Genomic DNA, 22,765 nt, shown 5'->3' on the forward strand with positions numbered 1-22,765 from the left:
CGCGCCTATCCGGGCGCGGGCACCCCATTCCTGATAGATGAGTAACCGCGTGTCCAGCCTCACCTCCGAAGACGCCGCCAATACCCGTCGCCAAATGCGCAGACGCCGCGGGCAGGCGTTTCTATTCGTGGTGCCGCTGCTGATCTTTATCCTTTTCGCCTTCGTGGCCCCGATCACCACGATGCTGTTCCGCAGTGTCTACAACCCCACCGTCGCCGAACTGGTGCCCGAAACGCTTGACCTGCTCGAAGACTGGTCTGGCGAAGGGCTGCCCGATGACGCCACCATCACCCAGCTCGCCATCGACATGAAGCGCATGGCCAATGACCGGACTTCGGGTCGTTTCGCAGATGAAATCAACCGCGCCCTGCCCGGCATGTCGAGCGTGGTGAAATCCACCGCCCGCGGGCTGCGCCGCGCCGATGATACCGAACTGGCCGCGAATGGCGCCGAGATGCTGCTGGCCGAGAATGATCGCTGGGCCAGACCCGCCACTTGGCGCGCGATCCGCAGCGCCGGGCAGGTCTATACATCGAGCTATTACCTCACCGCCGTCGATCTGGAATATGACGCCGAGGGCGAGATCATCATGCGCGACACGCAGATCTACAAACAGCTCTACACCAAGACGCTGAAGATGGCGCTGATCATCACCGGGCTCACCATGCTGCTGGGCTACCCGCTGGCCTTCTACATGTCTCAGGCCAGCCCTTCGACGGCGAACTTCCTGATGGTCTTTGTCCTGCTGCCCTTCTGGACCTCGCTGCTGGTGCGCACCACCGCCTGGATCGCGCTGCTGCAAGCGGGCGGCGTAGTGAACTCAACCCTGCTCTGGGCCGGGCTGATCAACGCGCCGATCGAGCTTCTCTACAACGAGTTCTCCACGATCCTCGCCATGACCCATATCCTGCTGCCCTTCATGGTGCTGCCGCTCTACGCGGTGATGCGCGGGATCGATTCGAGCTTCATGCGCGCGGCGATCTCCATGGGCTCCAACCCCATCGGCGCGTGGTACAAGATCTACCTGCCGATGAGCCTGCCGGGGCTCTCTGCCGGGGCGCTCTTGGTCTTCATCATCTCGGTCGGCTACTACATCACCCCCGCGCTGGTGGGTGGCACCGATGGGCAGATGATTTCAAACATCATCGCCTTCCACATGCAGGTGTCGAACAACTGGGAACTGGCGGCGGCCTTGGGCTCGCTCCTCTTGATCCTGATCCTCGTTCTCTACTGGCTGTTCGACCGTTTCGTCGGCACCGACAACCTCAAGCTGGGATGACACCATGAGCCCACTGCCCGACTATTACACGATCTGGCACAAGGCAGGCTACTACGGCCTGCGCGTCATGGCCGCCTTGGTGCTCATCTTCCTGATGCTGCCGATCCTCGTCATCATGCCGCTGTCCTTCAACGCCGAGCCCTTCTTTACCTTTACACAAGGCATGCTCTCGCTCGACCCCGACGCCTATTCGACACGCTGGTATCACGAGATCGTCGACGATCAGAAATGGCGCATCGCGATCCGCAACTCCTTCCTCGTCGGCATTGCGGCGGCCAGCATCGCCACGGTGTTGGGCACGCTGGCCGCTGTCGGCCTCGCCTCGCCCTGGATGCCGTTCAAACGGGTGATCACCGCGCTGCTGCTCTCGCCGATGATCGTGCCGCTGATCATCATCGCGGCGGGCATGTTTTTCTTCTACACGCAGTTCAACCTTGTGGGCACTTTCACCGGGTTGATCATCGCGCATGCCGCACTGGGGGTGCCCTTCGTCATCATCACCGTCACGGCGACGCTCAGCGGCTTTGACCGCTCGCTCTTCGTGGCGGGGCTGAGCCTCGGCGCCTCGCCGGTCAAAGTGTTCTGGGACGTGGTGATTCCGCTCATTCGCCCGGGCGTGATCTCAGGCGGTCTGTTCGCCTTCGTGACCTCCTTTGACGAGGTGGTGCTGGTGCTTTTCCTTGCCGGCCCGGAGCAGCGCACGATTCCACGGCAGATGTTCTCGGGCCTGCGCGAGCAGATCAACCCGACGATTCTCGCGGTGGCGACGCTCTTGGTGGTGCTCTCGGCGACGATGCTTTTTGTGCTGGAAGCCCTGCGCCGACGCTCCGCGCGGCTGCGCGGGCAGGAATAGGCAGAACCGCTTTCACGGCACCAAACAGCTGATCCACAATCATTTAAGAGGGGGGTGAGTGGTGAGCCGTGATGGGTTCGAACCATCGACCTACTGATTAAAAGTCAGTTGCTCTACCAACTGAGCTAACGGCCCACTAGGCGGGTAACTAGAAATTACGGGCGGCAGGGTCAAGCCCTTAATCGCGAAAATAATGCGAGATGCTGGATTAGTTTTCATGCCGTGGTTATATGCGCCGAATGTATAGCGCTCAGACCCCCGGATTGCCCTTCATGAAGATGCATGGGCTAGGCAATGACTTCGTCGTGTTCGATGCACGTGCGGAGGCGATCGACGTGACCCCGGCGATGGCGCAGGCCATCGGGCATCGGCAATTTGGCGTGGGATTCGATCAGCTTGCAGTGATTACGCAGGGCGCGGGCGATGCGCATCTGACCTTCTATAACTCCGACGGCTCCCTTTCCGCCGCCTGTGGCAACGCCACCCGCTGCATCGCGCGCTATCTGATGGACGACAGAGGCCGCGATTCGCTGCATCTGACCACCGCGCGCGGCGATCTGGCGGCAAAGGACGCCGGTGATGGGCTGACCTCCGTCAATATGGGCCATCCGCAGCTGAAGTGGGACGAAGTGCCGCTGGCGCGCGAGATGGATACGCTGCATCTGCCGATCGAGGGCGATCCGACAGCCACCGGCATGGGCAACCCGCATTGCACCTTTTTCGTCGATGATGCCGAGGCGCTGGACCTCTCAGCCATCGGCCCCCGCGCCGAACATGACCCGCTCTACCCCGAACGCACCAACGTGCAGGTCGCGCAGATCGTCGGGCCGGACCATATCCGCATGCGCGTCTGGGAGCGTGGCGTCGGCGTGACACTGGCCTCGGGCTCGTCCTCCTGCGCCACCGCCGTGGCCGCCGCGCGCCGGGGTCTGACGGGCCGTGCCGTGCGGATCGACCTCGACGGGGGAACGCTCCACATCGACTGGCGTGACGACGGCGTCTGGATGACCGGGCCGACGATGCATGTCTTCTCCGGCACCCTCACCCCCGCATTTCTGGAGAGCCTGACATGAGCGCCCCGATTTTCAGCACGATGGGCTGCCGCCTCAACGCCTATGAGACCGAGGCGATGAAGGAACTCGCCGAACAGGCGGGTCTCGAGAACGCCGTCGTGGTCAACACCTGCGCCGTCACCGCCGAAGCCGTGCGCAAGGCGCGGCAGGACATTCGCAAGCTGCGCAAGGCCCATCCCGAGGCGCGTTTGATCGTCACCGGCTGCGCCGCCCAGACCGAGCCCGGAACCTTCGACGCCATGCCCGAGGTCGATGCCGTGATCGGCAACACCGAGAAGATGCAGGGCGCGACTTGGCAGGGCATGGCGGCGGACTTTATTGGCGAGACCGAGACCGTGCAGGTCGACGACATCATGTCGGTGACCGAAACCGCAGGCCATCTGATCGACGGTTTCGGCACCCGCAGCCGCGCCTATGTTCAGGTCCAGAACGGCTGCGATCACCGCTGCACCTTCTGCATCATCCCCTATGGCCGCGGCAATTCACGCTCGGTGCCAGCGGGCGTGGTGGTGGATCAGATCAAACGGCTGGTGGACAAGGGGTTCAACGAGGTCGTGCTGACCGGGGTCGACCTGACCTCATGGGGCGCGGACCTGCCCGCCACGCCGAAGCTCGGCGATCTGGTGATGCGTATTCTGCGGTTGGTGCCAGACCTGCCGCGGCTGCGGATTTCCTCGATCGATTCGATCGAGGTGGACGAAAACCTGATGCAGGCCATCGCCACCGAACCGCGCCTGATGCCGCATCTGCATCTGTCGTTGCAGCATGGCGACGATATGATACTCAAACGCATGAAGCGCCGGCACCTGCGCGACGATGCGATCCGTTTCGCGCAAGAGGCCCGCGCGCTGCGCCCCGACATGACCTTCGGCGCCGACATCATCGCCGGCTTCCCGACCGAGACCGAGGCGATGTTCGAAAACTCGCTAAAGCTGGTCGAGGAATGCGATCTGACCTGGCTGCATGTCTTCCCCTACTCCGCCCGCCCCGGCACCCCCGCGGCGCGGATGCCTGCGGTGAATAGGGCGGCGATCAAGGAGCGCGCGGCGCGGCTGCGCGCGGCGGGGGCGCGGCAGGTGGAACGTCATCTACAGCAACAGCTGGGACGGACCCATGATGTGCTGATGGAAAACCCGCACATGGGGCGCACGGCGCAGTTCACCGAGGTGACCTTCGCCGCGCCGCAGGTCGAAGGCGAGATCGTGCGAGCCCAGATCACCGGGATTTCCGGGACACAGCTGACCGCCTAGCAGGGGCTACTTTCGAGCGCTAAGGGCATCGCCCTCCCTGGTGGGCGTACCAAGAGTCGCGGTCCGCGGACGGAGTACCTCATCCGCGAATTTCATTATTTGGTGAAACGCTGCAAAATCGCCCTCCGGGGGTAGGGAGGGCGATGCCCGCTGTGCCACCGGGCGGGGCGCATTGCGCAGGTCGGTGAACGAACTCAAGCCGTGCCAATCAAGCCTGATCCCAACGCAAAAGGGGCGCCGGTTTCCCGACGCCCCCTCAATTTCCCAAACCTAAAAGGTCTGGTCAGTCGCCCTTGCGACGGTTCTTGACCGGTGCCCAGAGCTTCTTGTTGGTCAGATAGAGCAGCACCGAGAGCAGACCCAGCAGCACAACACCGGTGAAACCGGCCTGTTTGCGCGCGCCCAGCTTGGGCTCGGCAGTCCACATCAGGAAGGCAGAGACGTCTTCGGACAGATGCTGCAGATCATTGGCATGCCCATCCGCGAATTCGACGAGCCCATCGGACAGCGGTGGCGCCATGGCGATCCAGCCGCCGGGGAAGACGGTGTTTTCATAAAGCACCGTGCCCGCCTGTTCCTTTTCCTCGCCGGTATAACCGGTCAGCAGCGCGGTAATATATTCTGGGCCACCGATGCCTTTGAGGAACTGGTTGATGCCCAGACCGTAAGGACCGTGGAAGGCCGCGCGCTTCTTGGCCATCAGCGACAGGTCAGGCGCGTTGGGCAGGTTGGAGCCGGGGAAGTGATCGACCGGGGTGCCGGGGCGGGTGTCGTCCAGCTCGGCGTCATAGACGTCATAGCCTTTGGCGTATTCGATCACCTGATCTTCGGGCATGTTCGGGCCGGTCTCATCGCCGAGCGTGCGCATGGCGACATATTCCAGACCGTGACAGGCGGCGCAAACCTCGGTGTAGATCTGCAGGCCGCGCTGAAGCTGGTTTACGTCATAGCCGCCGAAAGGACCGTCGAAGGAGAAGTCGATGTTCTCGATATGCGGTGTCGCATGCGCGTCGCCGCCGTGGTCATCCTCGGCTGCGGCATGATCCGCCTCGATGCTGCCATGGTCTTCCTGGTCCATGACGCCCACTTCGGGATCGTCACTATGGGCCTGACCCGCCACATCGTCTTCGACGATGACCTCGGTTTCGGCGTTCTCTTCGGCGGTCGACTGAACGTCTTCCGTTACCACATCCTCGGCAGGCGCGTTTTCAGCCGCTTCGCCCGGAACCACATCCACGGCGTCCGCGTCCTCAGTTGCCTCTGCTTCCGCAGGCGCTTCTTCGGTCGTCACGACCTCGGCAGGGGCTTCCTCGGCAGGGGCGGCTTCCTCAACAGGGACGTCCGCTTCCGCTTCGCTTGGCGCGGGCGGGATTTCCGGTGTGGCTTCCGTCGCCTCGGCCTCGGCCGGGGCTTCTTCTTCCACCACAGGTTCCGCCGGCGCTTCGGCCGTCGGGGCAGTCTCTGCTTCGGCCTCCGGCGTTTCCGCCGGAGTTGTCAGCAGTTCTTCTTCCGTCGCTGTGTCCTGTGCCAGCACGGCCGTTCCCGGCAGCGCGAGGCCCAGAGTGACCACAGCAGAAAGGAGGTTGGTCTTCATCATTGTCATGATCCTTATTCCGCCGGGTTCACAAGCGTCTTGGTGCCGCCTGCCTTGGGCGCATAATGCGCGTCAAAGTCGGCTTCGATGGTTTCAGGCTGCGCCAGCGGCTTCTCGATCACGCCCAGGATGGGCAGGATGACGAGGAAGTAGGCGAACCAATAGGCTGCTGCGATGAGCGAGAAGGTCGCATAGGGCTCCTCCGCGGGCATCGCGCCCAGCCACATCAGGGCGAAGAAGTCGATCACCAAAAGCGCGAACCACCATTTGAACATCGGCCGATACCGGCCCGAACGCACGGAGGAAGTGTCGAGCCATGGCACCAGCGCCATTACCGCAATCGCGCCAAACATCGCCAGCACGCCGAAGAACTTAGCGTCGATGATGCCACCGGTCACGAAGGAGGCAATCTGCACGACCCAGACCTCAGAGGTGAAGGCCCGCAGGATCGCGTAGAAGGGCAGGAAGTACCATTCCGGCACAATATGCGCAGGCGTCGCCAGAGCGTTCGCTTCGATGTAGTTGTCCGGGTGGCCAAGGTAGTTCGGCATAAAGCCCACGACCGCGAAGAACAGCGTCAGGATCACCGCCAGCGCGAAGAGGTCCTTGATCACGAAGTAGGGCCAGAAGGGCAATGTGTCTTTCTGCGCTTCTTCCTTGGAGGTGCGGCGCACTTCGACCCCGGTGGGGTTGTTGTTGCCGGTGGTGTGGAAGGCCCAGATGTGCAGGATCACAAGACCGGCAATCACGAAGGGCAGCAAGTAGTGCAGCGAGAAGAAGCGGTTCAGGGTGGCGTTGTCCACCGCCGGCCCGCCCAGCAGGAAGGTTTGCAGACCCTCGCCGACGAAGGGGATCGCGCCAAAGAGACCGGTGATCACCGTCGCGCCCCAGAAGGACATCTGACCCCAGGGCAGAACGTAGCCCATGAAACCGGTCGCCATCATCAGCAGGTAGATCAACATGCCGATGATCCATGTGATCTCACGCGGGGCCTTGTAGGAACCGTAGTAGAGACCGCGGAAAATATGCGCATAGACCGCGATAAAGAACAGCGACGCGCCGTTCATATGAAGATAGCGGATCATATAGCCGCCGTTCACGTTGCGCATGATATGCTCGACCGAGGCGAAAGCCATGTCGACATGCGGCGTGTAATGCATCACCAGAACGATGCCGGTGATGATTTGAAGCACCAGACAGAAGGCCAGTACGATGCCCCAGATCCACATCCAGTTCAGGTTCTTTGGCGTGGGGATCATCAATGTGTCATACATCAGGCCGACGATGGGAAGGCGGCGGTGCAGCCACTTTTCGCCGTTCGAATTCGGCTCGTAATGGTCGTGAGGAATTCCAGACATTCTCTTCCGCTCCCTTAACCCAGTTTAATCGTGGACTCGTCCACGAATTCGGCGACAGGCACCGGCAAGTTGCGTGGCGCCGGCCCTTTGCGGATGCGGCCTGACGTGTCGTAATGCGACCCGTGGCAGGGGCAGAACCAGCCGCCAAAGTCACCCGCGTCGCCCAGAGGCACACAGCCCAAATGCGTGCAAACACCCATCTGAACCAGCCATTCGCCGCTCTCATCCAAGGCGCGGTTTTCGTCGGTGGCAGGCACATTGCCGGCCAGGTTCTCGTTCTGCGCGATCGGATCGGGCAGGCTGGAGACATCGACGGATTTCGCTTCTTCGATCTCGGCCTCGGTGCGGCGGCGGATGAACACGGGCTTGCCCAGCCACTTCACAGTGAGCTGCGTCCCGACTTCAACGCCCGACACATCCACACGGATGGACGACAGCGCCTTTACGTCGGCAGAGGGGTTCATCTGGTTGACCAAAGGCCAGACGGCGGCACCAACGGCGACGGCACCTGTACCGGCTGTCGCGTAATACAGGAAATCCCTCCGGGTGCCTGCGTGTTCTTCTGCTTGGGACACGGGTTTACTCCAATTCTTGGCCAAATCTGGCCGTCAGATACAGGGGTGGCGTCACCTTGCCACCTGACTTCTGGGCGCTATCTACCGGGATGGACCGCGCCCGTCCAGACGTCAAAGCCGCGCAATCGCCGTCAAGGCCGCTGGAGCGCGGCAAAAATACCGCGAATGTGGCCATATGAATACGACAATATTATCGCGGCGGCGCCGTGTGGGTCATCGCTGGTCGCGAATCAAAATTGTCGAACCAGGCTGCCAAATCCGGGTTCCCGGCACGCCAATCGCGCCCACCATGGCGGAAATCCAGATAACCCAGGGCACCGGCCAGCGCGATTTGCCCCATATTTAACGGCCCCGCGAGATGGGCCGTCCAACGGCCGTTCAAGGTCTTGCAAGCGCGTTCAATCTTGCCCCATTGCCCTTCGACCCATTCCGCCATGCGTTTGTCTTCGGGGCGCAGCTTGCCCTCATAGACCATGGCCAAGGCGGCATCGAGCATCCCATCCGCCGTCGCTTCCAGCGTCAATGTGTCCCACCGCGCCGCGCCAGTTGGATAAAGCCCGGCCCCGGCCCGATCATCCAGATAGGCACAGATCACCCGGCTGTCATAAAGCGTGCAGCCGTCCGCCCGCTCCAGCGCCGGTACTTTGGTCAGCGGATTCTTCTCTGCGAAACCCTCCGCCGGGGCCAGTGGCGTGCCCGAGGTCGGCTCAAGCGTCACATCATCAAGCTGCCCGGTCTCATGCAGCAGAACCATCACCTTGCGGACATAGGGCGAGGTTGCAGAATAAAATAGTTTCACGTGAAGTCCCCCCTTGGTTGGCGGCACTATTCAACGGCGCGGGGCGAGACGCAACGGCGATCACACTCCCCGCATCAGGGCCGCCATCACCGCGGGCTCCGTCCCGAACCCATGCGCCGCCATCTGCTCCGCCGCCGCCCGGCGCACGGCGTCTTCCTTGTTCTGACCCAGTTTCCATGTGCCCTCGATCCCGGTCACACGGATTTGGCAGGGCAGGATCATCCGCAGCATCTTGTCCCGCGCCTCGGGGGTCATCTTATCCATCTTCCACGGGGTCTTGGGGGCCAGCCGTGCCTCATAGATCGCCGATTGCCGCGCCAGCAGGTCGGGCAGTTCCTCCGCCGGGCGCAACTCCAGCGTGCCGGTCAGATGCACGGCCACATAGTTCCATGTCGGCACCTGATCCGCGATCCCGTACCAATCGGGCGAGACATAGCTGTCGGCCCCGCTCACCGCCAAACGCACCGGCTGCGGGGTCTTCAGCGCCCGCGCGATGGGGTTCGAGCGCACCAGATGCAGCTCCGCCAGATCCCCGGCGTCGTTCAGGATGAACGGCACATGCGCCATCAACGGCCCCTCGGCCCCATTGATCGCCAAGACGCCAAAACCGACGTCACGGGCAAAACCGAGGTTCCGGTCGCGGCCCTCTTTGCGGAAGATCGGATTGGGGTGCATGGTGCCTCCTATGCGTTTCTTTTGGTATTGCAGAGCCTTGCGCAACTTGGCAACCTGACATCATTCTCAGGGCGGGGCGAAATTCCCCACCGGCGGTAAGCGGTCCCCGCAAGCCCGCGAGCGGCCCCACGGGGTGTCAGCAGATCTGGTGCGATTCCAGAGCCGACGGTCACAGTCCGGATGAAAGAGAATGCGAACAAGGACGGGGGCGAGGCCTCGGTCTTTGCGCGTGATCGCCTTGGGTGGACGTGTCTGAACCTAAAGGAGATCATGATGACACAAGAACGTTCCGCCCGTTTCGCCTTTGTGCGTGCAAGCTGGCATGCGGATATCGTCGACCGCGCCTATGACGGGTTTACCGAAGTCATCGACGCAGCACAGGTGGACAGCTTTGCCGTTCCCGGGGCCTTTGAACTGCCGCTCATGGCGCAGCGTTTGGCCAAGACCGGCCGCTATGACGCGGTGATCTGCGCGGCCTTCGTGGTGGATGGCGGCATCTACCGCCATGACTTCGTGGCGCAGACGGTGGTCGATGGGCTGATGCGTGTGGGGCTGGACTGTGACCTGCCGGTGCTGTCGGTCTCGCTCACCCCGCATCACTATCAGGAAACCGACCATCACAACGCGATCTACCGCGAGCATTTCGTCACCAAAGGGCGCGAGGCCGCGCAGGCGGCGCTCGGCATGATGCAAGCGCTAGAGGTGTTTTCTTCAAAAGAAAACGCCCCGGAAATTTCGAAAATTTCCGCCGCCTAACCGAGATAGGCGCGCAGGGCCGGGGGCGGGTTGTCCAGCAATTCCGCCGCCGGTCCCGGCGCATGGGCGCGCCCGCCTTCGACAAAGATCACCTCATCCGCGATGCGCCGCACGTCATCCGGCGCATGGGTCACCATGATCAGCCCCGCCCCGGTCTCTTGAGCGAGGTCTTGGACCAGATCCAACATCTCGACCCGAAGCGCGGGGCCAAGCGCGGCAAAGGGTTCATCCAACAGCACCCAAGGCCGGGCCTGCACCAGCACCCGCGCCAGCGCCACGCGACTTTGCTGCCCGCCCGACAGCGCGCCGGGGCGTTTGGCCGCGTGATCGCTCAGCCCCACCCGCGCGAGGGCCGCATCGATCTTCTCTTGATCCGCCGCCTTCAGCCGCAGGTCGGGGCGCAGGCCAAGGCCGACGTTCTGGCGCACGGTGAGATGGGGGAATAGGTTGTTGTCCTGAAACAGCATCGTCATGCCGCGCTGGCCGGGATGCTGGTCGGTGATCTCCTCCCCCTCCCGCAGCAGCCGCCCCGCCGCCACCGGGACAAAGCCACAGATCGCCGCCAGTAGGGTTGACTTGCCCGACCCGGAGGGACCGATCACCGCATAGCTGCGCCCCTCTTCAAGCGTCATGTCGGCGGCGAGGCTGAACTCCCCCCGCTCAATGCGCATTTCCTCAAGCGTCAGCATGCCAGCGCCCCCATTTGTCGCAGATGAAAAACACCGCCAGCGCCAAGATCAGCAAAAGCAGCGCCGCGCCCGCTGCGGCCTCCATCCGGTAGGCGCCCATCAGGCGGTACATCTGCAAGGGCAGTGTCGCACGTTCCTGATCGGCGAACAGCGCGATCACGCCGAGATCCCCCACCGACAGCGCCCCGGTCAGCCCGGCGGCAAAGCCCAGTTGCGGGCGCAGACGCGGCAGGACCAAGAGCCGCCACAGCGCCCAGCCTTTCATGCCGAGGGTCTGTGTCAGCGGGCCGTAATCCTGCAAAGTCTCGCGCAGGCGCGGCACCAGAATGCGCAGCACGAAAGGCAGCGCCATCAGCGCGTTCACCAAAGCCGTGACCGGCAGGCTCAGCCGCGCGGGATCCAGCAACGGATTGATCAGAATAAACCAGCCCGTGCCGATCATCAGCGGAGAGGCCGCGAGCCCCATCAGGCCAATCGCCTCGACCCCGCCGCGCCGCCGGGTGGCGATCCAGCCGGCCATCGGCAGAGCTAACGCAGCCAGCACCAGCACGCTCAGCCCCGCCACCAGAATGCTGTTCCCCGTGGCCTGCCAGACCGAGGCGGGCAGTTGTGCAATCCCCGCCAGCCCGCGCAGCACCACGGCCCCTAGCGGCAGCAGCAAAAACAGCGCGGCGAGCGCGATCACGGTAATGTCGAGCAACCGCTGCCCCCCGCCGCGCGCATCCCAACGGCGCAGGGGGCGGTCCAATCCGCCGCCCAAGCTGATCGGCGGGATCAACCACAGCGCCGCCACCGCCGCCACGCCTGCGACCACAAGCTGCACCACCGATAAAAGCGCGGCCCGCCCCAAATCGAAATCAAACCGAAATGCCTGATAGATCGCCAATTCGATCGTCGTCGCCCGCGGCCCGCCGCCCAGCGTCAGGGCCACGGCGAAACTGGTCAGGCAGATCACGAAAATCAGCGCCGCCACGCCGGGCAGCACCTGCCGCAGCATCGGCCATTCCAGCGCCAGAAACAGCGCCCGCGGGGTCATTTGCAGCTGCCCCGCCAGCCGAAACCGTTCGGACGGAATGCTTTGCCAGCCTTGCAGCAAAAGCCGCGTCGCCAGCGGCAGGTTGAAGAACACATGCGCCAGCACCACGCCATGCAGCCCGTAGATCGACACCGGCGGCAGGCCCAGAACTGCGCCAAATTGATTTAACACGCCCGACCGGCCAAAAACCGTCAGCAGCCCCAGCACCGCCACGATCACCGGCAGGATAAAGGGCGCGCCCAGCAGCGTAATCAACGCCCCCCGCCCCCAGAACCGCCGCCGCGCCAAGGCCCGCGCCACCGGCACCGCAAGCAGCACCGAGAGCACCGCCGACCAGACCGCTTGCGTCACGGTGAACCGCACCGCCGCCCAATCCGCCAGACCAAGCCCTGCCGCCACATCGGCCGCCATGAAGACGGCGACCAAGGCGGCAAGGATCAGCCCCGCGACCAGTGCGGCGGCGAAAAACCCGGTCTTGCCGCTTAACGCGACAGCGCGGTCAGCCATTCGTCCAAGGCCTCCTCACGGAGCGCGGGCACCTCGCCGTTCGGCACCAACAGCGCCTTGTCGGGCTGGATCATGCCCTCGAAGCCTTCGGGCAGACCGCCCTCGGGCGTTACGGCGGGATACATCCAGTTGGTCGTCGGCAGCACCGACTGCGCCGCATCAGAAACGAGGTATTGCAGGAACTGATCCGCCAGTTCCGGCTGGTCCGACCCCGCGAGCTTCCCCGCCACTTCGATCTGCATGTAGTGGCCTTCGTCGAACAGCGCCGCGGTCTTGCTGTCATCCTCCTCCGCGATCAGGTGATAGGCGGGGGATGTCGTGTAGCTCAACACCATGTCGGCTTCGCCTTCGAGGAAGAGACCGTAGGCTTCGGACCAGCCCTTGGTCACGGTCACGACGTTGTCCGCCAGCCCCGACCAAACCTCGGGCGCGTCCTCGCCATAGGCCGCTTTGACCCACATCAGCAGCCCCAGACCGGGCGTCGAAGAGCGCGGGTCTTGGATCACGATTTTCAGATCGCTCTCGGCCAAGGCTTTGAAATCATTGGGCGCGGCAAGGTCTTTGCCGTGGACGAAGGCGAAGTAGCCCCAGTCGTAGGGCACGAAGACTTCGTCTTCCCAAGTGATCGGCAGGTCGTAGTCGGCCTGCAACCCGCTCGGCGCAAACAACTCGGTCTCTTTCGCGGCGGCGACAAGGCTGGTGTCGAGCCCCAACACGATGTCCGCATCGGAGCGTGCGCCCTCAAGCTTGAGCCGCGCCAGCAAAGCCGCACCGTCGCCCATGCCGACGAATTTCAGATCGCAGCCGCACTGCGCCTCGAACCCCTCTTCGATGGCCGGGCCGGGGCCCCATTCGGTGACGAAACTGTCGTAGGTATAGACCGTCAGTTCAGGTGTCTCGGCCCAAGCCGCCGATGCGCCCATGACGCCCGCAGCAAGTGTAAGATACTTCATCGCATCCTCCTTTTGCGGCGAAAGGTAAAAGGTGGATGTCTGTCCTGACCTTCCCTCCGCCGGTGTTAACCGGTTCAGGTTCAACGGGTCCGCACAACACGTACATCTCAGCCCAAAGGCCCCCCGAGGTAGGGCCAGAGGTAGATGCCCCCCGGAGGATTGGCAAGGCAAATCCCCTTGAGGCAGGGCGCCGCCCCGGCTAAGGGTTTGACAACAGGAGGTCCGCCCATGTCGATCAACAGCTTTGGCCATCTTTACCGGGTCACCACATGGGGCGAGAGCCACGGGCCCGCCCTTGGCGCCACGATCGATGGCTGCCCCCCCGGCGTGCCGATCGATGAGGGCATGATCCAGCAATGGCTCGATAAGCGCAAACCGGGCCAGAACAAATATACCACACAGCGGCGTGAGGCGGATGAGGTGCGGATCCTGTCGGGCACCTTCGAAGGGGTCACCACCGGCACGCCCGTGCAGTTGATGATCGAGAACACCGATCAACGCTCGAAAGACTACGGGGATATCAAGGACAAGTTCCGCCCCGGCCATGCCGACATCACCTATTTCCAGAAATACGGCATCCGCGACTATCGCGGGGGGGGGCGCTCCTCGGCCCGCGAAACCGCCGCGCGGGTGGCGGCGGGTGGCTTGGCGCGCGAAGCGATCAAGGCGCTGACGCCCGAGCTACAGATCACCGGCTATATGGTGCAGATGGGGCCGCATAAGATCGACCGCGATGCCTTTGACTGGGACCAGATCGACCAGAACCCCTTTTGGGTGCCGGACGCCAAGGCGGCAGAGGACTGGGCCGACTACCTCGACGGGCTGCGCAAATCGGGCAGCAGCGTCGGTGCGATCATCGAAGTCACCGCGCGCGGCGTGCCTGCGGGCCTCGGCGCGCCGGTTTACGGCAAGCTCGACACCGATCTGGCCGCCGCGATGATGAGCATTAATGCGGTCAAGGGCGTGGAAATTGGCGAGGGCATGTCGGCGGCCATGCTGACGGGCGAACTCAACGCCGATGAGATCACCATGGGGCCCGACGGGCCGGAATATTCCTCGAACCACGCGGGCGGTATTCTGGGCGGGATCAGCACCGGGCAAGACGTGGTGCTGCGCTTCGCGGTGAAACCGACCTCCAGCATCCTGACCACGCGGCGCACCATCACCAAACAGGGCGAAGAGACCGAGATCATCACCAAGGGCCGCCATGACCCCTGCGTCGGTATCCGCGCGGTGCCGGTAGGCGAGGCAATGATGGCCTGCGTGCTCTTGGATCACCTGCTGCTGCATCGCGGTCAGATCGGCACCAACCAAGGGCGGATCGGCCCGGACGCATGAGGCTCAAGCCATGAAAGTCGATGATTTCTCTGCCCGCCCTGCCCTTGGCGTCGGGCTAAAAATCACGGCGATCCTGCTTTTCACCTGTATGTCGGCCATCATCAAATCGCTCGCAGATGACGTTCCCGCAGGCGAGTCGGTGTTTTTCCGCTCTTTCTTTGCGATCCCGGTGATCCTGATCTGGCTCGCGCAGCGCGGCAAACTGAAAAGCGGGCTGAAGACGCAAAACCCGATGGGCCATGTCTGGCGCGGGCTCTTTGGCACCACGGCGATGGGGCTGACCTTTACCGGGTTGGGCCTGCTGCCCCTGCCCGAAGTCACCGCCATCGGCTTTGCCACCCCGATCTTCACCGTGATCCTGGCCGCCGTGCTGCTGGGCGAGCGGATTCGCCTGATCCGGGTCACCGCCGTGGCGGTGGGGTTGATCGGGGTCATGATCATTCTGTGGCCGCGTTTCACCAGCATCGGCACGATGGAGCAGACCGCCACCATCGGCGCGCTTCTGATCCTGATCGCCACCATGCTGCGCAGTCTGGTGCAGATCCACATCCGTCAGCTGGTCCAGACCGAAGACACCGCCGCAATCGTATTTTACTTCTCCGCTACAGCTTCGCTCTTGGCGCTCTTTACCCTGCCCTTTGGCTGGGTGATGCCGGATGCGAAGACCTTTGGCCTTTTGGTGCTGGCCGGGCTGATCGGCGGGGTGGCGCAGATCTTGGTGACTTCGGCCTACCGGTTCGGCTCCGCCTCGATGCTGGCGCCCTATGACTATACCTCGATGATCTTTGCCATTGTGATCGGCTATGTCTTCTTTGCCGAATTGCCGACGGTGATGATGCTGGCCGGGGCCGCCTTGGTCATCGGCGCGGGGGCGCTGGTGATCTGGCGCGAGCGGCAACTGGGCATGGAGCGCGGCAAGGCGCGCTCGGTCACCGACCCCAAGGCTTGAACCACAGCGAAATTGGAGAACCAGATGAGCGAGAGCGACGACCATAAACAAAAGATGCAGAAGCAGCAGGCGGCGCAGCGCGCCAAAGTGGCGGAACTGCGCGACCCGGAGAAAGGTCTGGTGCTGGTGCATACCGGGGATGGCAAGGGCAAGTCTTCCTCGGCCTTCGGGGTGGTGATCCGGGCGCTTGGCTGGAAGCAGAAGGTCGGCGTGGTGCAGTTCATCAAGGGCAAATGGATCACCGGCGAGCGCCAGTTCTTTGACCGGCTGGGCGAGGTCACATGGCACACGATGGGCGAAGGTTTCACCTGGGATACCCAAGACCGTGACCGGGACATCGCCGCCGCCGAAGCCGCCTTTGGCAAGGCCCGCGATATGATGGCGAGCGGGGATTATGCTCTGGTGGTGATGGATGAGATCAACATCGCCCTGCGCTATGACTACCTCAGGGTCGAGGATGTGATCGCCGGGCTTGAAGCACGGGCCGAGGGGACCACCGCCGTATTGACCGGCCGCGATGCGAAGCCGGAACTCTGCGCCTATGCCGATCTGGTGACCGAGATGCGGGAGGTGAAACACCCTTTCCATGCGGGCATCAAAGCGCAGCGCGGCGTCGACTTCTAAAGCATCTCGCCCGGGGGCGCCCCGGGCATCGCCCTCTCAGCGGGGGCGCCACGCTTCGCGCAGACCTAAAGCGTTACTGAAATCCTAACGCACCCGGTAAATCGTAACATTTTAATTGAACCGAATCGCGCAAGAGGTTAGGTTGCGCGACAACAACAGGAGTCCCCCATGCAGGCATTCATCTGCGACGCGCAGCGCACCCCCATTGGCCGTTACGGCGGCGCCCTCTCATCGGTTCGCGCCGATGATTTGGCGGCGATCCCGCTGAAGGCCCTGATGGAGCGGAACCCGACTGTCGATTGGGCGCGTGTCGATGATGTCATCATGGGCTGCGCCAACCAGGCGGGCGAAGACAACCGCAACGTCGCGCGTATGGCCGCCCTGCTGGCCGGTCTGCCCGTCGACGTGCCGGGCGCCACGATCAACCGCCTCTGCGCCAGCGGCATGGACGCGGTGGGCGCGGCGGCACGGGCGATCCGTGCCGGCGACATGGATCTGGCCATCGCTGGCGGGATCGAGAGCATGTCGCGCGCGCCCTTTGTGATGCCAAAAGCCGAAACCGCCTTTTCGCGCAGCAACGCCGTCTATGACACCACCATCGGCTGGCGCTTCGTGAACCCCAAGATGAAGGCGCAATTTGGTGTGGACTCGATGCCTGAAACGGCAGACAATGTCGCCGCCGATCATGACGTCTCGCGCGCAGACCAAGACGCTTTCGCCGCCCGCAGCCAGCAACGCTGGGCCGAGGCGGATGAAAAAGGCATCTTTGCCGAGGAAATCGCCCCTGTGACCATTCCGCAGCGCAAGGGCGAGGATGTGGTTGTCGACCGCGACGAACACCCGCGGCCCGGCACCACGCTGGAGAAACTGGGCAAGCTGCGCGGCATCAACGGGGCCGACCTTACCGTGACCGCCGGTAATGCCTCGGGCGTTAACGACGGGGCGGCGGCGATGTTGCTGGCGTCTGAGGCGGGGGTGAAGGACCACGGCCTTTCCCCCATCGCCCGCGTCGTGGCGATGTCGGCGGCGGGTGTCGAGCCGCGTGTCATGGGCATCGGCCCGATCCCCGCGGTGCGCAAGGTGCTGGACCGGGCGGGCCTGACGATCGAGCAGATGGACGTGATCGAACTCAATGAGGCCTTCGCCAGCCAAGGTCTCGCCACGCTGCGCGCGCTTGGTGTGCCGGATGACGCGCCCCATGTGAACGCCAACGGCGGCGCCATCGCCATCGGCCACCCGCTTGGCATGTCCGGCGCGCGTCTGGTGATGACGGCGGCGCTGCAACTCAAGCGGACGGGCGGCAAATACGCACTATGTACGATGTGTGTGGGCGTGGGTCAGGGCGTCGCGCTGATTCTCGAAAACGCAGGCTGAGACTTCTTTCCTCGAAAGGAACAGACCGATGTATGCACAGATGATCAAATCCACCGGCAAGGGCATCAAGTCCCTCGACGAGATGGAGCCCGACGAGCGCGCCTTTCAGGAGCGCATCGACGCGGGCGGCAAGATCGAGCCCAAGGACTGGATGCCCGACGGCTACCGCAAGAACCTGATCCGCCAGATCGGCCAGCACGCCCATAGCGAGATCGTGGGCCAATTGCCCGAGGGCAACTGGATCACCCGCGCACCGACGCTGGAGCGCAAGGCGATCCTGCTGGCCAAGGTACAGGACGAGGCCGGCCATGGCCTCTACCTCTATTGCGCGGCGGAGACGCTGGGCGTGACCCGCGACCAGATGACCCGTGACCTTCTGTCGGGCAAGATGAAGTATTCCTCGATCTTCAACTACCCGACCCTGACTTGGGCCGATATGGGCGCCGTGGGCTGGCTCGTCGACGGCGCCGCGATCATGAACCAGGTGCCTTTGCAGCGGACCTCTTACGGCCCCTACGCCCGCGCCATGGTCCGGATCTGCAAGGAAGAGAGCTTCCACCAGCGTCAGGGCTTCGACATCATGATGAAGATGGCCAATGGCACCCCCGCGCAGCGCAAGATGGCGCAGGATGCGCTCAACCGCTTCTGGTTCCCGGCGCTGATGATGTTCGGCCCCTCGGACAAGGATTCGGTCCATTCCGCCCAGTCGATGGCCTGGAAGATCAAGATGAACACCAATGACGAGCTGCGCCAGAAGTTCGTCGACGAGACGGTGCCGCAGGCGGAATACCTCGGCCTGACGATCCCCGACGAGACCCTCAAGTTCAACGAGGAAACCGGCCATTACGATTTTGCCGAGCCGGATTGGGAAGAGTTCTTTCAGGTGCTCAAGGGCAATGGCCCTTGCAACACCGAACGGCTGGCGGCGCGCAACAAGGCTTGGGACGAAGGCCGTTGGGTGCGTGAGGGGCTTCTGGCCCACGCCGAGAAGAAGCGCAGCAGACAAATGGCAGCGGAGTAAGCGAGATGAGCAGCCCAGAATCCAGTGAATATGACGGCACCGAGGCCGCGCCCCATGGCAAGGCCCGGCCCACCGAATGGCCCCTGTGGGAGATCTTTATCCGGGGCCAGCACGGGCTCAGCCACCGCCATGTCGGCAGCCTGCACGCCGCAGACGCCGAAATGGCGATCAAGAACGCCCGCGACGTCTATACCCGCCGCAACGAGGGTGTGAGCATCTGGGCGGTCGAGGCCAGCGCCATCGCCGCCTCCTCGCCCGAGGAGAAGGGCGCGCTTTATGAGCCTGCCAATGACAAGGTCTACCGCCACCCGACCTTTTTCGACATTCCCGACGAAGTGGGGGCGATGTGAGCACGACCGACCCTAAATTCGAATTCCTTTGCCGTATGGGCGACAACGCCCTCGTGCTGGGCCACCGCGTCTCGGAATGGTGCGGCGTGGCGCCGGTGCTGGAGGAAGACATTGCGCTGGCGAACGTGGCGCTTGACCTCATCGGCCAGACGCAGTTGTGGCTGGGTCTGGCGGGCGAGGTCGAGGGCGCAGGCCGCGATGCCGACAAGCTCGCCTTTCACCGCGATGTCTGGGACTTCCGCAATGTGCTGCTGGTTGAGCAGCCCAATGGCGACTTCGGCCAGACCATGATGCGGCAGTTCCTCTTCGACGCCTGGCATCTGGCGCAGCTGACCGCGCTGATCGACTCCAGCGACAAGGAGATCGCCGCCATTGCCGAGAAATCCGCGAAAGAGGTGACCTATCACCTCGAACGCTCTTCCGACACGGTGATCGGCCTCGGCGACGGGACCGAGGAAAGCCACCGCCGGATGCAGGCAGCGCTTGATCTGCTCTGGCCCTATGTCGGCGAGATGTTCATCGGCGATGATGTTGATGCGGCGATGGTCGCGGCGGGCATTGCCCCCGACCCTGCCAGCCTGCGCGCGGGCTATGACCAGTTGGTCGGCGACACGCTCAGCGCGGCAACACTCACCAAGCCCGAGGATGATTTTGCCCATAGGGGCGGGAAAAGCGGCGCGCGGCACAGCGAGCATCTGGGCCATATGCTGACCCAGATGCAGTGGCTGCAACGCGCCTACCCGGATGCCACATGGTAATCGAAAAGCCTTCGTTAGAGACGGTTTGGGACTGGCTCAGCGCCGTGCCGGACCCCGAGATCCCCGTGATCTCCCTGACGGATCTGGGGATCATCCGCGATGTCGCCTGGGAGGATGACACGCTGGTCGTCACGGTCACCCCGACCTATTCGGGCTGTCCCGCCACCAGCATCATCAACCTTGATATCGAAACCGCCCTGCGCGCGCGTGGCATCGAAAAGCTGACCCTGAAACGCCAGCTTTCCCCCGCATGGTCGACCGATTGGCTCAGCGACACTGGCCGCGCCAAGCTGGAGGCTTACGGCATCGCCCCGCCTCAGCCCGCTGGCGGCCCGCAGCATTGCCCGCTGTGCAAATCGACCGCCGTGGAAAAGATCAGCCAGTTCGGCTCGACCCCCTGCAAGGCGCAATGGCGCTGCCAAGACTGCCTTGAACCCTTCGACTATTTCAAATGTATCTGAGGCCCCGATGAGCCAGTTCCACCCCCTGTTAGTGACTGATATTCACCACACCATCCGCGACGCGGTGGTGCTGACGTTAAAGCCCGAGAACCCTGACGCCTTTGCCTTTACCCAAGGGCAATATCTGACCTTCAAGCAGGATTTCGACGGGACCGAGTTGCGCCGGAACTATTCGATCTGCGCCGGTCTCGACGATGGCGAGTTAAAGGTCGGCATCAAACGCGTCGATGGCGGGGCGTTCTCGACCTACGCCAATACCGAGCTTAAGGTCGGCGACGTGCTGCACGCGATGCCGCCGCAGGGCAAGTTCCACACCCCGATCGAGCCGGAAGTGGCCAAGAACTACCTCGGTTTCGCGGGCGGGTCGGGCATCACCCCGGTGCTGTCGATCCTGAAAACGGTGCTGAAACGCGAGCCGCAGTCGACCTTCACGCTGGTCTATGCCAACCGCGCGGTGAACACGATCATGTTCCGCGAAGAGCTTGAGGATCTGAAGAACCGCTACATGGGGCGGCTGACGATCATCCATATCCTCGAATCCGGGCAGGATATGGAGCTTTTCGAAGGCCGCGTCGATCAGGCGAAATGCGATGCGCTGTTCAAACATTGGATCCAGATCGACACCGTCGATACCGCCTTTATCTGCGGCCCGGAGCCGATGATGCTGGCGATTGCCGAGGCGCTCAAGACCAATGGGCTGGCCGAGGATCAGATCAAGTTCGAGCTTTTCAGTGAGAGCCAGCAGGGCCGTCTGGCGAAACAGGAAATGGCCAAGCGCAGCGAAGGTCAAAGCGGCACCGAAGTCACCGTCATCATCGACGGGGCGCGGCGCAGTTTCACCATGCAGAAGGGCCAGTCGGTGCTCGAAGCGGCGCTGGAAAACGGGCAGGAAGCGCCGTTCTCCTGCAAGGCGGGCGTCTGTTCCACCTGTATGGGCAAGGTGCTCGACGGTGAGGTCGAGATGCTGTCGAACCACGCGCTTGAGGATTATGAGGTCGAGCGCGGCTATGTGCTGACCTGCCAGAGCTACCCGCTCAGCGACACGCTCACCATTGACTACGACACACATTAAAGGATCCGACATGCGCGATATTCAAAGCTTCGCCGCAGGCGAATGGCTGGCTTCTGGTGCGGGCGCCCGCAACATCGCCAGCGCGATCACCGGCGAGGTGATCGCCCAGGCCGGGAACGACGCGCTGGACGTGCAGGCGATGCTGGGCTTTGCCCGCGAACATGGCGGCCCGGCCCTGCGCGCCATGACATTCCACGACCGCGCGCGCATGCTCAAGGCGCTGGCGCTGCATCTGATGGAGCATAAACAGGCGCTTTATGACCTGAGCTACGACACCGGCGCCACCCTCTCCGACCATAAGATCGACGTCGACGGCGGTATCGGCACCATGCTGGTCTTCGCCTCCAAGGGCCGGCGCGAGATGCCGGATGCCCATGTCTACCTCGACGGGGCGCCCGAGCAGCTGGGCCGTGAAGGGCAGTTCATGGGGCGGCATATCTGCACGCCGCTGCAGGGTGTCGCGGTGCATATCAACGCCTTCAACTTCCCGGTCTGGGGCATGTTGGAGAAGCTTGCCCCGACCCTGCTCGCGGGCGTGCCGGCAATCGTCAAACCCGCCACCGCAACCTGCTATGTGACCGAGCATTGCGTGCGGCTGATGCTCGACAGTGGGCTGCTGCCCAAAGGCGCGTTGCAACTGGTGAGCGGGGGCTTGGGCGATATGCTCGACCACCTCGACTGTCAGGATGCGGTGGCTTTTACCGGCTCGGCGGACACGGCGCTGAAACTGCGCAGCAATCCGAAGCTCTTGCAGAACTCGGTGCGCTTCACCTCGGAACAGGACAGTCTCAACGCCTCCGTCCTTGGCCCTGACGCCACCCCCGGCACGCCGGAGTTTGACCTCTTCGTCAAGGAAGTGCAGCGCGAGATGACCGCGAAAGCGGGGCAGAAATGCACCGCGATCCGCCGCGTGATGGTGCCAGAGGCGCAGATCGACGCGGTGATTTCGGCGCTGTCCGAGCGCCTCGCCAAGACCACCATCGGCGACCCGCGTGCCGAAGAGACCCGCATGGGCGCCTTGGTCTCGGGCAGCCAGAAACGCGACGTGCTGGACAAGGTCGCCTTGCTGGGGGCCGAGGCCGAACATGTCTTTGGCGATCCCGAGAGTTTCACCGTGCAGCAGGGCGCGGATAAGGACAAGGGCGCCTTCCTGCCGCCGATGCTGTTTCACTGCGCCGATCCGGACAAGGCAGAGCGCGTCCATGACACCGAGGCTTTCGGCCCGGTCTCCACCCTCATGCCCTACCGCGATCTGGCCCATGCCACGCAGCTTTTGAACCGCGGCCAAGGCTCGCTCGTCGCCTCCATCATCACCAATGACGGTGAGGTCGCGCGGGAGTTGACCATGGGGTCCGCCGCCTTCCACGGGCGGCTTTATTTCAACAACCGCAAGTCGATGGCAGAGGCCACCGGCACGGCTC

Annotated in this window: 23 protein-coding genes, 1 tRNA gene and 2 riboswitches; of the genes, 15 read left to right on the forward strand and 9 right to left on the reverse strand. The window is 63.4% G+C overall.

Going from position 1 to position 22,765, the window contains the following annotated elements; genetic code table 11:
* Positions 1–49 precede the first annotated feature (49 nt).
* Together AB4M76_RS02925 and AB4M76_RS02930 are read left to right on the forward strand one after the other, a co-directional pair.
* Entirely contained in the window at positions 50–1,279 is a 1,230-nt protein-coding gene (locus AB4M76_RS02925; RefSeq protein ID WP_368440303.1) for an ABC transporter permease, read from the forward strand.
* Between the two features lie 4 nt (positions 1,280–1,283).
* The gene (locus tag AB4M76_RS02930; protein ID WP_368440304.1) at positions 1,284–2,132 is read left to right on the forward strand and encodes an ABC transporter permease; all 849 of its coding nucleotides are present in this window, start codon (positions 1,284–1,286) and stop codon (positions 2,130–2,132) included.
* A gap of 59 nt (positions 2,133–2,191) precedes the next feature.
* On the opposite strand, the gene AB4M76_RS02935 is transcribed toward AB4M76_RS02930, so the two are convergent.
* A tRNA-Lys gene (locus AB4M76_RS02935) sits at positions 2,192–2,267 on the reverse strand.
* Between the two features lie 104 nt (positions 2,268–2,371).
* Between AB4M76_RS02935 and dapF the strand changes: the two genes are divergently transcribed.
* Positions 2,372–3,205 carry a diaminopimelate epimerase gene (gene dapF, locus AB4M76_RS02940; protein ID WP_368440305.1) on the forward strand — a complete coding sequence of 278 codons (834 nt, stop codon included), beginning with the start codon at positions 2,372–2,374 and terminating at the stop codon, positions 3,203–3,205.
* Complete coding sequence (mtaB, locus tag AB4M76_RS02945; RefSeq protein WP_368440306.1) at positions 3,202–4,455, forward strand: tRNA (N(6)-L-threonylcarbamoyladenosine(37)-C(2))-methylthiotransferase MtaB; 1,254 nt, start codon at positions 3,202–3,204, stop codon at positions 4,453–4,455. The genes dapF and mtaB overlap by 4 nt, the downstream gene beginning before the upstream one ends.
* 283 nt (positions 4,456–4,738) lie before the next feature.
* Here mtaB and AB4M76_RS02950 read toward each other — a convergent pair whose 3' ends face one another.
* From AB4M76_RS02950 to AB4M76_RS02970, 5 genes are all read right to left on the reverse strand, one after another.
* Positions 4,739–6,052: a cytochrome c1 gene (locus tag AB4M76_RS02950; RefSeq protein WP_368440307.1), complete on the reverse strand. Its 1,314-nt coding sequence runs from the start codon at positions 6,050–6,052 to the stop codon at positions 4,739–4,741.
* A gap of 11 nt (positions 6,053–6,063) precedes the next feature.
* Positions 6,064–7,407 carry a cytochrome b gene (gene petB / locus AB4M76_RS02955; protein ID WP_368440308.1) on the reverse strand — a complete coding sequence of 448 codons (1,344 nt, stop codon included), beginning with the start codon at positions 7,405–7,407 and terminating at the stop codon, positions 6,064–6,066.
* Positions 7,408–7,421: 14 nt separating this feature from the next.
* Entirely contained in the window at positions 7,422–7,982 is a 561-nt protein-coding gene (gene petA / locus AB4M76_RS02960) for a ubiquinol-cytochrome c reductase iron-sulfur subunit (protein ID WP_368440310.1), read from the reverse strand.
* Between the two features lie 190 nt (positions 7,983–8,172).
* The gene (locus tag AB4M76_RS02965) at positions 8,173–8,781 is read right to left on the reverse strand and encodes a glutathione S-transferase (protein ID WP_368440311.1); all 609 of its coding nucleotides are present in this window, start codon (positions 8,779–8,781) and stop codon (positions 8,173–8,175) included.
* A 60-nt stretch (positions 8,782–8,841) separates the two neighbouring features.
* The gene (locus tag AB4M76_RS02970) at positions 8,842–9,456 is read right to left on the reverse strand and encodes an FMN-binding negative transcriptional regulator (protein WP_368440312.1); all 615 of its coding nucleotides are present in this window, start codon (positions 9,454–9,456) and stop codon (positions 8,842–8,844) included.
* 58 nt (positions 9,457–9,514) lie between these two features.
* A riboswitch (FMN riboswitch) is annotated at positions 9,515–9,652 on the forward strand.
* A 77-nt stretch (positions 9,653–9,729) separates the two neighbouring features.
* On the opposite strand from AB4M76_RS02970, the gene AB4M76_RS02975 reads away from it, so the two are divergent.
* On the forward strand, positions 9,730–10,212 hold the full coding sequence (locus tag AB4M76_RS02975; protein ID WP_368440313.1) for a 6,7-dimethyl-8-ribityllumazine synthase: 483 nt from the start codon (positions 9,730–9,732) through the stop codon (positions 10,210–10,212).
* Here the strand turns inward: AB4M76_RS02975 and AB4M76_RS02980 are convergent.
* From AB4M76_RS02980 to thiB, 3 genes are read right to left on the reverse strand one after another with little or no spacing between them, the layout of a single operon-like run.
* Positions 10,209–10,901 carry an ATP-binding cassette domain-containing protein gene (locus AB4M76_RS02980; RefSeq protein ID WP_368440314.1) on the reverse strand — a complete coding sequence of 231 codons (693 nt, stop codon included), beginning with the start codon at positions 10,899–10,901 and terminating at the stop codon, positions 10,209–10,211. The two genes, AB4M76_RS02975 and AB4M76_RS02980, sit on opposite strands and share 4 nt — an antisense overlap.
* A complete protein-coding gene (locus tag AB4M76_RS02985) occupies positions 10,888–12,444 on the reverse strand; it encodes a thiamine/thiamine pyrophosphate ABC transporter permease ThiP (protein ID WP_368440315.1) in 1,557 nt (518 codons plus the stop codon). The genes AB4M76_RS02980 and AB4M76_RS02985 overlap by 14 nt, the downstream gene beginning before the upstream one ends.
* Positions 12,420–13,397: a thiamine ABC transporter substrate binding subunit gene (gene thiB / locus AB4M76_RS02990; RefSeq protein WP_368440316.1), complete on the reverse strand. Its 978-nt coding sequence runs from the start codon at positions 13,395–13,397 to the stop codon at positions 12,420–12,422. The genes AB4M76_RS02985 and thiB overlap by 25 nt, the downstream gene beginning before the upstream one ends.
* Positions 13,398–13,431: 34 nt before the next feature.
* Positions 13,432–13,533, reverse strand: a riboswitch (TPP riboswitch).
* Positions 13,534–13,625: 92 nt separating this feature from the next.
* Here thiB and aroC point away from each other — a divergent pair.
* The 10 genes from aroC to paaZ all read left to right on the forward strand — a co-directional run.
* On the forward strand, positions 13,626–14,735 hold the full coding sequence (aroC, locus tag AB4M76_RS02995; RefSeq protein ID WP_368440317.1) for a chorismate synthase: 1,110 nt from the start codon (positions 13,626–13,628) through the stop codon (positions 14,733–14,735).
* 10 nt (positions 14,736–14,745) lie between these two features.
* The gene (locus AB4M76_RS03000; RefSeq protein WP_368440318.1) at positions 14,746–15,684 is read left to right on the forward strand and encodes a DMT family transporter; all 939 of its coding nucleotides are present in this window, start codon (positions 14,746–14,748) and stop codon (positions 15,682–15,684) included.
* A gap of 24 nt (positions 15,685–15,708) precedes the next feature.
* Positions 15,709–16,308, forward strand: a complete 600-nt coding sequence (cobO, locus tag AB4M76_RS03005; protein WP_368440319.1) for a cob(I)yrinic acid a,c-diamide adenosyltransferase — start codon at positions 15,709–15,711, stop codon at positions 16,306–16,308.
* Between the two features lie 168 nt (positions 16,309–16,476).
* The gene (gene pcaF / locus AB4M76_RS03010) at positions 16,477–17,682 is read left to right on the forward strand and encodes a 3-oxoadipyl-CoA thiolase (RefSeq protein WP_368440320.1); all 1,206 of its coding nucleotides are present in this window, start codon (positions 16,477–16,479) and stop codon (positions 17,680–17,682) included.
* Positions 17,683–17,710: 28 nt separating this feature from the next.
* Positions 17,711–18,703: a 1,2-phenylacetyl-CoA epoxidase subunit PaaA gene (paaA, locus tag AB4M76_RS03015; RefSeq protein ID WP_368440321.1), complete on the forward strand. Its 993-nt coding sequence runs from the start codon at positions 17,711–17,713 to the stop codon at positions 18,701–18,703.
* 5 nt (positions 18,704–18,708) lie between these two features.
* The gene (gene paaB, locus AB4M76_RS03020; protein ID WP_368440322.1) at positions 18,709–19,053 is read left to right on the forward strand and encodes a 1,2-phenylacetyl-CoA epoxidase subunit PaaB; all 345 of its coding nucleotides are present in this window, start codon (positions 18,709–18,711) and stop codon (positions 19,051–19,053) included.
* 35 nt (positions 19,054–19,088) lie between these two features.
* Positions 19,089–19,811: a 1,2-phenylacetyl-CoA epoxidase subunit PaaC gene (paaC, locus tag AB4M76_RS03025; RefSeq protein ID WP_368440332.1), complete on the forward strand. Its 723-nt coding sequence runs from the start codon at positions 19,089–19,091 to the stop codon at positions 19,809–19,811.
* Positions 19,805–20,272: a 1,2-phenylacetyl-CoA epoxidase subunit PaaD gene (paaD, locus tag AB4M76_RS03030; RefSeq protein WP_368440323.1), complete on the forward strand. Its 468-nt coding sequence runs from the start codon at positions 19,805–19,807 to the stop codon at positions 20,270–20,272. Before paaC ends, paaD begins: the two co-directional genes overlap by 7 nt.
* Positions 20,273–20,279: 7 nt before the next feature.
* Positions 20,280–21,344 (forward strand): 2Fe-2S iron-sulfur cluster-binding protein, encoded by a 1,065-nt coding sequence (locus AB4M76_RS03035; RefSeq protein ID WP_368440324.1) that lies wholly within the window; start codon positions 20,280–20,282, stop codon positions 21,342–21,344.
* A 10-nt stretch (positions 21,345–21,354) separates the two neighbouring features.
* A partial coding sequence (gene paaZ, locus AB4M76_RS03040) for a phenylacetic acid degradation bifunctional protein PaaZ (protein ID WP_368440325.1) occupies positions 21,355–22,765 on the forward strand: 1,411 nt, incomplete at its 3' end.

Origin of the sequence: Sulfitobacter sp. PS-8MA (assembly GCF_040933935.1) — a bacterium.
Taxonomy (GTDB): Bacteria; Pseudomonadota; Alphaproteobacteria; order Rhodobacterales; family Rhodobacteraceae; genus Sulfitobacter.